Consider the following 9821-nt stretch of genomic DNA (forward strand, 5'->3'; position numbering starts at 1 on the left):
CAGTAGACGACTGGGTTGATAGGCCAGATGTGGAAGCCCGGTAACGGGTGGAGCTGACTGGTACTAATAGGCCGAGGGCTTGTCCTCAGTTGCTCGCGTCCACTGTGTTAGTTCTGAAGCAACGAACAGTTGCCGGTTTCTAGAGCTGGAACACAACTACAGAGTGTGCTTGTTCGCTCGAAACCGATAGGGTTTCGGTGGTCATAGCGTTAGGGAAACGCCCGGTTACATTCCGAACCCGGAAGCTAAGCCTTTCAGCGCCGATGGTACTGCAGGGGGGACCCTGTGGGAGAGTAGGACGCCGCCGAACAATCTTTCAAAGGGCCCGTGGTCCAGCGTTCAACGCTGGACCACGGGCCCTTTTTGTTTTTTCTCTTCAATATGTCGAAGCGCGGCCGGGGGTAGGTTGCGCGAGAATGACTAGCGGTACCCCGAAGACAGGAGTCACACCCATGTCCAACTCTCCCGACGATCGTCCGGAGCGCGAGCCTCGTCGCAACGACGGCGGTGACAGGGGCGGCTACCGCGGGGGCCGTGACGACCGTGGCGGCGACCGGGGCGGTTTCCGCCGCGACGACCGCGGCGGCCGTTCGCACGGCGGCGACCGTGGCGACCGCGGCGGTTTCCGTCGTGACGACCGAGGTGGAGACCGTCCGCCCTTCCGCCGCGACGACCGGGGGGACCGCCCCTCCTACGGCCGGCGCGACGACGACCGCGGCGGGTTCCGCCGTGACGACCGGGGCGGCGACCGTCCCTCCTACCCGCGCCGTGACGACCGGGGCGGCGACCGCCCCTCCTATGGGCGTCGCGACGACCGTCCCGCCTTCCGCCGCGACGACCGGGGGGAGCGTCCCTCGTACCCGCGCCGCGACGACGACCGCGGCGGGTTCCGCCGTGACGACCGGGGCGGCGACCGCCCCTCCTACCCGCGCCGCGACGACCGCGGTGGCGACCGTCCGCCTTTCCGCCGCGACGACCGTCCGTCGTTCCCGCGGCGCGACGACGACCGTCCCTCGTTCCGCCGGGACGACGACCGCGGCGGGTTCCGCCGCGACGACCGGGGCGACCGTCCCTCCTACCCGCGCCGCGACGACCGGGGCGGCGACCGTCCGCCGTTCCGCCGCGACGACCGCGGTGAGCGTCCCTCGTACCCGCGCCGCGACGACCGGCCCTCGTACGGCCGCCGCGACGACCGCGGCGGCGACCGGCCGCCCTTCCGCCGCGACGACCGCGGTGAGCGTCCCTCCTACCCGCGGCGCGACGACGACCGTCCGTCGTTCCGCCGGGACGACGACCGCGGCGGGTTCCGCCGCGACGACCGGGGCGACCGTCCCTCCTACCCCCGTCGTGACGACCGGGGCGGCGACCGTCCGCCCTTCCGCCGCGACGACCGGGGCGACCGTCCCTCCTACCCGCGCCGTGACGACCGCGGTGGCGACCGTCCGGGTTTCCGCCGTGACGACCGCGGTGAGCGTCCCTCGTACCCGCGCCGCGACGACCGGCCCTCGTACGGCCGCCGCGACGACCGCGGCGGCGACCGGCCGCCCTTCCGCCGCGACGACCGCGGCGACCGCGGCGACCGTCCCTCGTTCCGCCGGGACGACGACCGCGGCGGGTTCCGCCGCGACGACCGGGGCGACCGTCCCTCCTACCCCCGTCGTGACGACCGGGGCGGCGACCGCGGCGGCTACCGCGGGCGCGACGACCGCGGCGGCTACCGCGGCGACCGCGGGGACCGGGACTTCCGGGGCGACCGCGACCGCGAGCCCGTCAAGCGCCTCCCCATCGACGAGGACGTCACCGGCATGGAGATCGACGCCGACGTCCGCCAGGAGCTCCTGAGCCTGCCCAAGGGGCTCGCCGAGGAGGTCTCCCGGAACCTCGTCATGGTGGCCCGGCTCATCGATGAGGACCCCGAGCAGGCGTACGCCTACGCGCGGATCGCCCTGCGCCTGGCCTCCCGCGTCGCCGCCGTCCGCGAGGCCGCCGGCTTCGCCGCGTACGCCACGCAGAAGTACAGCGAGGCCCTCGCCGAGTTCCGCGCCGCCAAGCGCATGACCGGCTCCGTCGAGCTGTGGCCCGTCATGGCCGACTGCGAGCGGGGCCTCGGCCGCCCCGAGCGCGCCCTGGCCATGGCCGGCGAGCCCGAGGTGCAGAAGCTCGACAAGGCCGGCCAGGTCGAGATGCGGCTCGTCGCCGCCGGCGCCCGCCGCGACATGGGCCAGCTCGACGCCGCCATCGTCACCCTCCAGAGCCCCGAGCTCGCCTCCTCCTCCGTCCAGCCGTGGACCGCGCGCCTGCGCTACGCGTACGCCGACGCGCTCCTCGCCGCCGGCCGCGAGGACGAGGCCCGCGAATGGTTCGCCAAGACCGTCGAGGCCGACAAGGACGGCGCCACCGACGCCTCCGACCGCCTCGCCGAGATCGACGGCGTCGAGTTCGTCGACGCCCTCGACGAGGCCGTCGAAGAGGACGAGGACGGCGACGACGGCCAGGACCCGGCCGAAGTGGCCGCCGCCGAGCGCGCCGCCGACCAGGCCGAGTACTACGACGAGGACGACGACGAGTACGAGCCGCTCGACGCCCCGGAGGCCGACGCCGACGCCGACGCCGAAACCGGCGCCCGCCGCGACGGGGAAGCGGAGCGCCCGGGCGACGGCGCCTGAGCCCGGACCCGACGACAGGAGGGCGGCACCCCGACCGGGGTGCCGCCCTCCGGCGTCTCCTCGGGCCTCAGCCCAGGCTGCGCAGGACCAGGCCCGTCGCCGGCTTCGGACCGAACGAGGTCGACTTGCGGGGCATCATCACGCCCTGCCGGGCCAGCCCCCGCACGACCTCCTCCCGCACCGGATGCAGCAGCACCGCCGTCCCGCCGTGCCGCTCCGCCATCTCCACCGTCGCCGCCGCGTCATGGATGTAGGTGATCTGGTCGGGGGTGTCGGGGATCCGCCACACGGCGTCCAGGAGCGTCGCGTGCAGCACCGTCGCGTCCAGCCGGCGCCACGCCTCCGGCCGGTCCCGGCGGACCGTGCGCTCCAGCAGCCCCGCATCCGGATCCGTCACCAGGTGGAACGAGCCGTCCCCGGCGACGAGGAAGGCGTTGCCGCGCTCCGCGGCATCCGCCAGCGCCTCCAGCGCCAGCGGCAGCGGGCCCTCCACCGGGCGCACCCGGAACGAGCCCTCCACCGCGGCCAGCGCATCCGCCGGAGCCAGCCGGCGCAGCATCCGGTGGATCGCCCGCACCTGGAGCGGGTAGCGCACCGTGTCCACCAGCAGCACCAGCCCGAAATCCCAGTCCGTCGGCGACGGGTGCTCCTCCTGCAGGCGCAGGTACGTCGCCCAGCGGTGGTGCCCGTCCGCGATCAGCGCCTGACGGCGGCCCAGGTCCGCGGCCACCGCCTCCTGCTCGGCCGGGTCGGTGACCGCCCACAGGCGGTGCCGGACACCGTCCTCGGTGGTGGTCGCCAGCAGCGGCGCCCCCAGCGCCGTCCGCTCCACGACCTCCGCCGCCCCTGCGCCCGCATCCCCGCCGCGGTACGTCAGCAGCAACGGCTCCAGGTTCGCCGAAGTGGCGCGCATCAGCCCGGCCCGGTCCGTCACGACGTGCGGCATGACGTCCTCGTGCGGCAGCACCACGCCCGCCTCCGCCGCCGACAGGGCCAGCGCGCCGATCAGGCCGCGCTGCACCATCGGCCCCTTGCGCTGCTCGTACACGTACAGCGCCGGCTCCGGGTCCGCGCTCAGCACCCCCTTGTCCAGCCAGTCCCTCAGCGTGCGCGCCGCCTGCTCGTTCCGGGCCGCGGGGGTGTCGGCCTGCGGCAGGATCAGCCGGACGATGTTGTGCGGATCGGCCGACTCCAGGTAGTCGACGCCGTCGGGGCGCACCACCACGTCGTACGGCGGAGAGGTGACCGCGGCCAGGCTGCCGACGCGTTCCGGGACGTAGCGCAGACCGGGGAAGGGGAGCAGGCGCAGCCCGGTGGGCAAGGTGGCAGAGGTGGTCATTGGTGCATGGTAAGGGGCGTCTCGGCATGCGGGATGATCGTGTGGAAAAGATCTCGGAGCACATGCGGCAGGATTCGGTCAGAGACGATCGGGCCGGGCGGACAGAGGGAGCGGACACGATGACGCGGCGGATCAGGACCATTCCGGCGGGCAGCGAGCGCAGCCTCCACGAGGCGTACGACACGGCCCTGCTCGACCTCGACGGCGTGGTCTACGCGGGCGGTGAGGCGATCGCGCACGCGGTGGAGTCGCTGGCCGCCGCCCGCGACGGCGGGATGCACCTGGCGTACGTCACGAACAACGCGCTGCGCACCCCGGACGCGGTCGCCGCGCACCTGAGCGAGCTGGGCATCCCGGCCGGCGCCGACGACGTGATCACCTCCGCGCAGGCGGTGGCCCGGCTGATCTCGGAGCAGGTGGAGCCGGGGGCGAAGGTGCTGGTGATCGGTGGGGAGGGGCTGCGGGTCGCGCTGCGCGAACGCGGCCTGGAGCCCGTCGAATCCGCCGACGAGGAAGGACTCGCCGCGGTCGTCCAGGGCTACGGGGGGCCCGAACTGCCCTGGGGGCGCTTCGCGGAGGCCTCGTTCGCGATCCGGCGCGGGGTGCCGTGGTTCGCCTCCAACACGGACCTGACGATCCCGCAGGCGCGGGGTATCGGGCCGGGCAACGGGGCGGCGGTCGAGGTCGTGCGGATCGCCACCGGCGCCGAGCCGCAGGTCGCCGGCAAGCCGCTGCCCCCGATGCACCGGGAGACGGTCCTGCGGACCGGGGCGCGGCGGCCGCTGGTCGTCGGGGACCGGCTGGACACCGACATCGAGGGGGCGTTCAACGGGGGCGTCGACTCGCTGCTCGTCCTCACCGGCATCGCCGACGGCGCGCAGCTGCTGCGGGCCGAGCCGCGCCACCGGCCCACGTACGTCGACCGCGACCTGCGCGGCCTGCTGACGGGACAGCCGGAGGTGGAGGCGGCCGGGGACGGCTTCCGGTGCGGCGGCTGGACGGCGGCCGCGGCGGACGGGGCCCTGCGCCTCGACGGCGCCGGCGACCCGGTCGACGGGCTGCGGGCGCTGTGCGCGGCGGCCTGGACGGCCGCTGGGGACGGCTCCTGCACCCTCGACGCCGCCGCGGCACTGGACCGCACCGGGCTGTAGCGGGACAGCGGGCGCCGTGTGCGTGAGCGCAGGGTCGGGCGGCCTTCGATGGCCGAAAATCGCGGAGGCTAGGCTAACCTAACCGCGTGTTGGTCGAGAGTCCTCCCGAACAGAGCGCGGCGCCCGGCGCCGCAGCCATCCGCAAGCGGCACGCCGCGCGCGCCGCCGGCCTGCTGGCCGCCCTGGCGGTGCTGGCGCTCGTCCTCGTGGCGAGCATCGCCGTCGGCGCCAAGCAGATGCCCCTCGACGAGGTGTGGCACGGGCTCTTCCACTACTCGGGGACCACCTCCGACGTGGTCGTCCGGGACCTGCGCGTCCCGCGGACCATCCTCGGGCTGATGGTCGGCCTGGGCCTCGGCCTCTCCGGGGCCGTCATGCAGGCGCTGACGCGCAACCCGCTGGCCGAGCCCGGCATCCTCGGCGTCAACGCCGGCGCCGCGGCCGCAGTCGTGTCCGCCATCAGCTTCCTGGGGGCCTCGACCCTCACCGAGTACGTGTGGTTCGCGCTCTTCGGCGCCGCCGCCGTCTCCGTCGTCGTGTACGTGCTCGGCGGCAGCCGCAGCGCGACCCCGGTCCGGCTGGCGCTCGCGGGGACCGCGGCCAGTGCCGCCCTGGTCGGCTACATCAACGCGGTGCAGCTGCTGGACAGCAAGGCGCTCGACAAGCTCCGCTTCTGGACGGTCGGTTCGCTGGCCTCGGCCAACATGGACACCGTCCGGCAGGTGGCGCCCTTCCTGCTCGCCGGGGCGCTGCTCGCGGCGGCGCTCGGCCGCCCGCTCAACGCGATGTCCATGGGCGACGACACGGCGCGCGCCCTCGGCGCGAACCTCACCCGCACCCGCATCGGGGCCATGGTCGCCATCACCCTCCTGTGCGGGGCGGCGACGGCGGCCTGCGGTCCGATCGTCTTCATCGGGCTGATGATCCCGCACCTCGCCCGCCTGATCACCGGGCCCGACATGCGGTGGGTGCTCGCCTACTCGGCGGTCCTGTCGCCGGTGCTGCTGCTCGGCGCGGACGTCGTCGGCCGGATCGTCACCCGGCCCGCCGAACTCCAGGTGGGCATCGTGACCGCGCTCATCGGAGGCCCCGTCTTCATCCACCTCGTCCGGCGCAAGAGGATGGCCCAGCTGTGACCGTCGAACTCCCCACGGGCCGGACGCGGTCCCGCTCCCGGACCGTGCGCGCACCCGGCGGGCTGTCCCTTCGGGCGGAGCCGCGGGCGCTGCTGACCGGGCTGCTCCTCGCCGCCGCCGCGGCGGCCCTGTCGGTGGTGCTGATCGGCACCGGCGACTTCGAGATCGCCCCGGCGGACGTCGTGCAGACCCTCCTCGGCAACGGCACCCCCGCGCAGGACTTCATCGTCAACGACCTGCGGCTGCCGCGGGTCCTGGTCGCGCTGCTCGTGGGCGCCGCGCTCGGCATGGCCGGCGCCGTCTTCCAGTCCGTCTCGCGCAACCCGCTCGGCTCCCCGGACCTGCTCGGCTTCGGGTACGGCTCGGTCGTCGGCGCGCTCCTCGTGATCGTCCTGTTCAAGGGCGGCGCGACGGCCGTCGCCGGCGGCGCCCTCGTGGGCGGCCTGGTCACCGGCGTCCTGATCTACGTGCTGTCCTACAAGCGCGGCATCCACGGCTACCGGCTGGTGCTGGTCGGCATCGGCGCCTCCGCGATGCTCATCGCGGGGATCCAGTGGCTGCTGACCAAGGCCCAGTTCATCGAGGCGACCCGCGCGATGGTCTGGCTGACCGGCTCGCTGGCCGGCCGCGACTGGAGCCAGGTGTGGCCGCTGCTGGGCACCTGCGCCGTGCTGTTCCCGCTCGTCCTCTCCCAGGGGCGGGCGCTGCGGATCGCGGAGATGGGCGACGACGCCGCGTACGCCCTCGGAGTCCGGGTCGAGCGGATGCGGATGCTGCTGATGCTGGCGGCCGTCCTGCTGACCACCGCCGCGGCGGCCGCCGCCGGGCCGATCAGCTTCGTCGCGCTGGCCGCACCGCAGCTGGCCCGGCGGCTGACCCGCTCGCCCGGGTCGAACCTGGCCACCGGCGCGCTGATGGGCTCCGTCCTGCTGCTGCTGTCCGACTGGGCCTCGCAGCGGGCCTTCGGCGCCGACCAGCTGCCCGTCGGCGTGCTGACCGGGCTGGTCGGCGGCGCCTATCTGCTCTGGCTGCTCGTCACCGAGCGCAGGGCGGGACGTATATGACGAACTCAAGGAGTACGCACGTGCAGCGGCTGTCCGCGCAGAACGTGACCCTCGGCTACGAGCAGCGGGTCATCGCCGAGAACCTGTCGGTGGAGATACCCGACAACTCGTTCACGGTGATCGTCGGCCCCAACGCCTGCGGCAAGTCCACGCTGCTGCGCGCCCTGTCGCGGATGCTGAAGCCGTCCGCCGGGCAGGTGCTGCTCGACGGGCACGCCATCGGCTCCCTGCCGGCGAAGAAGGTCGCCAAGACCCTCGGCCTGCTCCCGCAGTCCTCGGTCGCGCCGGACGGGATCACCGTCTTCGACCTCGTCTCCCGAGGCCGTTACCCGCACCAGGGGCTGCTGCGGCAGTGGTCGCAGGAGGACGAGCGGGTCGTCCTGGAGTCGATGGCCTCGACGGGCGTCGCCGAGCTCGCCGACCGCACGGTGGACGAGCTGTCCGGGGGGCAGCGGCAGCGCGTGTGGATCGCGATGGCGCTCGCCCAGCAGACGCCGCTGCTGCTGCTGGACGAGCCGACGACGTACCTGGACATCCAGCACCAGATCGACGTGCTCGACCTGTGCGCCGAACTGCACGAGAACCAGGGCCGGACCCTCGTCGCCGTGCTGCACGACCTCAACCACGCCGCCCGCTACGCCACGCACCTGATCGCCCTGCGCGGCGGCAAGGTCATCGCGCAGGGCCCGCCGGCCGAGGTCGTGACCGCGGAACTCGTGGAGAGGGTGTTCGGGCTGCGCTGCCAGATCATCGACGATCCGGAGACGGGCACGCCCCTGGTCATTCCCGCCGCCCGCAAGCCGTCCCGGAGGCAGGCCGCGCCCGCGCCCGCGGCGGCGGAGGCGGCCGCCGGCGCCTGAGCGGGGGCCGCGGGCGGGCCGCCGTCAGAGGAGCTTCTTCAGCCGGAGCAGGTCGCGCAGGCCCGCCTCCAGCCTGACCCGGCCCGAGGCCCACGCGCGGGCGAAATTCAGCTCGCCCGCGACCAGCGCCACCAGGTCGTCGCCCGTCATCGCCAGCCGGATGTCCGCCTTGCCGGCCGGCGGGCCCGCCGCGACGCCCTCCACCCGGATCCGGCCCCCGTCGAGGCGGCCCGTGAAGGTGCGGTCCAGGTCGGTGACGTGGCAGCTCAGGGAGCGGTCGAGCGCGGCCGCACCGCGCACGTCGCCGTCGGCCCGCGCCAGGTTGTCGGAGAGTCGGTCGAGTGCGGCTCGGCACTCATCGATCGTAGCCATCGTGATCTCGACCGTACCGCAGGGAGGTGCGGCGGCGCCCGCGCGCTTCGGGGTAGCGTCGGGGCATGACCGACGAAGCCGCCGCCGCACCCCCGGAGCCCGCCGCGGACCCGGCGGAGCCCGCGGACCCGGCGGAGCCCGCCGCGCCGGCGCCGCTGGGCGTCGTCCGCACGCCCACCGGGCACCCGGAGGTCGACGCCCGCCTGGAGCGCCTCGCGGACGCCGACCACCTCCCGGCGGACGGGCACGCCGCCGTGTACGAGGATGTGCACAGGGGCCTGCGCGAGGCGCTGACCGCGCTGGACGCACCGCCCGCCCCCGGACCGAACGACAACAGGAGCTGAACCGAACGTGGCAGGAGTGGCACGCCGCCGCCTGGACGCCGAACTGGTACGCCGCAGCATGGCCCGCTCGCGCGAGCACGCCGCCCAGCTGATCGCCGCGGGCCGCGTCACCGTCGGCGGCACCACCGCGACCAAGCCGGCCACCCAGGTCGAGACCAGCGCGGCCCTCGTCGTCCTCAAGGACGACAGCGACCCCGAGTACGTCTCCCGGGGCGGGCACAAGCTGGCCGGCGCGCTCGCAGCCTTCCGGCCGCTCGGGCTCGTCGTCGAAGGCCGCCGGGCGCTCGACGCCGGCGCCTCCACCGGCGGCTTCACCGACGTGCTGCTGCGCGCCGGCGCCGCCCACGTCATGGCCGTGGACGTCGGCTACGGACAGCTCGCCTGGTCGCTCCAGAGCGACGATCGGGTCACCGTCAAGGACCGCACCAACGTCCGCGAGCTGACCCTGGAGCAGATCGACGGCGTCCCCGTCGACCTCGTCGTCGGAGACCTGTCGTTCATCTCGATCGGACTGGTCCTGCCGGCGCTCGTCTCCTGCTGCGCGCCCGGCGCCGACCTGGTCCTGATGGTCAAGCCGCAGTTCGAGGTCGGCAAGGAGCGCCTGGGCAGCGGCGGCGTCGTCCGCAGCCCCGAGCTGCGGGCCGAGGCGGTGCGCGGTGTCGCCGCGCAGGCGGCCCGGCTCGGCCTCGGCGTGCTCGGGGTGACCGCCAGTCCGCTGCCCGGGCCCTCGGGCAACGTCGAGTACTTTCTGTGGCTGCGGGCGGGAGCACCGGCACTCGACCCGGCGGATGTCGACCGTGCAGTGGCGGAGGGGCCGCAGTGACAGATTCAGCGGGATCGAACGGCGGGACGGAACCGGCGGAGCCGGCAGCGCCGGCTCCGCCGGTTC

Annotated in this window: 9 protein-coding genes, 2 rRNA genes and 1 pseudogene; 10 read left to right on the forward strand and 2 right to left on the reverse strand. The window is 74.4% G+C overall.

Features of this window, described 5'->3' with window-relative positions:
• The 4 genes and pseudogenes from EF903_RS21660 to EF903_RS34760 all read left to right on the forward strand — a co-directional run.
• Window positions 1–87: ribosomal RNA gene (locus EF903_RS21660) — 23S ribosomal RNA — on the forward strand; the annotation flags it as partial.
• A 106-nt stretch (window positions 88–193) separates the two neighbouring features.
• Window positions 194–310 (forward strand): 5S ribosomal RNA (gene rrf, locus EF903_RS21665).
• 169 nt (window positions 311–479) lie between these two features.
• A pseudogene (locus tag EF903_RS35920) lies at window positions 480–1292 on the forward strand (hypothetical protein); the annotation flags it as partial.
• A gap of 513 nt (window positions 1293–1805) precedes the next feature.
• Window positions 1806–2666, forward strand: coding sequence for a tetratricopeptide repeat protein (locus EF903_RS34760; RefSeq protein WP_260615745.1), 861 nt, complete (start codon window positions 1806–1808; stop codon window positions 2664–2666).
• Between the two features lie 67 nt (window positions 2667–2733).
• On the opposite strand, the gene EF903_RS21675 is transcribed toward EF903_RS34760, so the two are convergent.
• Window positions 2734–4005 (reverse strand): DUF1015 family protein, encoded by a 1272-nt coding sequence (locus EF903_RS21675; protein ID WP_125545648.1) that lies wholly within the window; start codon window positions 4003–4005, stop codon window positions 2734–2736.
• Between the two features lie 119 nt (window positions 4006–4124).
• Here EF903_RS21675 and EF903_RS21680 point away from each other — a divergent pair, with 119 nt between their 5' ends.
• The 4 genes from EF903_RS21680 (at window position 4125) to EF903_RS21695 (ending at window position 8216) form a co-directional block, all read left to right on the forward strand.
• Entirely contained in the window at window positions 4125–5156 is a 1032-nt protein-coding gene (locus EF903_RS21680) for an HAD-IIA family hydrolase (protein WP_125545650.1), read from the forward strand.
• Window positions 5157–5242: 86 nt separating this feature from the next.
• Entirely contained in the window at window positions 5243–6292 is a 1050-nt protein-coding gene (locus tag EF903_RS21685; RefSeq protein WP_185902758.1) for an iron ABC transporter permease, read from the forward strand.
• Complete coding sequence (locus tag EF903_RS21690) at window positions 6289–7356, forward strand: iron chelate uptake ABC transporter family permease subunit (protein ID WP_125545653.1); 1068 nt, start codon at window positions 6289–6291, stop codon at window positions 7354–7356. The genes EF903_RS21685 and EF903_RS21690 overlap by 4 nt, the downstream gene beginning before the upstream one ends.
• Entirely contained in the window at window positions 7353–8216 is an 864-nt protein-coding gene (locus EF903_RS21695) for an ABC transporter ATP-binding protein (RefSeq protein WP_125545655.1), read from the forward strand. Before EF903_RS21690 ends, EF903_RS21695 begins: the two co-directional genes overlap by 4 nt.
• Window positions 8217–8240: 24 nt before the next feature.
• Here EF903_RS21695 and EF903_RS21700 read toward each other — a convergent pair whose 3' ends face one another.
• Window positions 8241–8588, reverse strand: a complete 348-nt coding sequence (locus EF903_RS21700; RefSeq protein WP_125545657.1) for an SCP2 sterol-binding domain-containing protein — start codon at window positions 8586–8588, stop codon at window positions 8241–8243.
• 65 nt (window positions 8589–8653) lie between these two features.
• Here EF903_RS21700 and EF903_RS21705 point away from each other — a divergent pair, with 65 nt between their 5' ends.
• Together EF903_RS21705 and EF903_RS21710 are read left to right on the forward strand one after the other, a co-directional pair.
• On the forward strand, window positions 8654–8932 hold the full coding sequence (locus tag EF903_RS21705; protein ID WP_125545659.1) for a hypothetical protein: 279 nt from the start codon (window positions 8654–8656) through the stop codon (window positions 8930–8932).
• Between the two features lie 7 nt (window positions 8933–8939).
• A complete protein-coding gene (locus EF903_RS21710; protein ID WP_125545661.1) occupies window positions 8940–9755 on the forward strand; it encodes a TlyA family RNA methyltransferase in 816 nt (271 codons plus the stop codon).
• Window positions 9756–9821 lie beyond the last annotated feature (66 nt).

Origin of the sequence: Streptomyces sp. WAC05292 (assembly GCF_003949955.1) — a bacterium.
GTDB classification, from domain to species: domain Bacteria; phylum Actinomycetota; class Actinomycetes; order Streptomycetales; family Streptomycetaceae; genus Streptomyces; species Streptomyces globosus.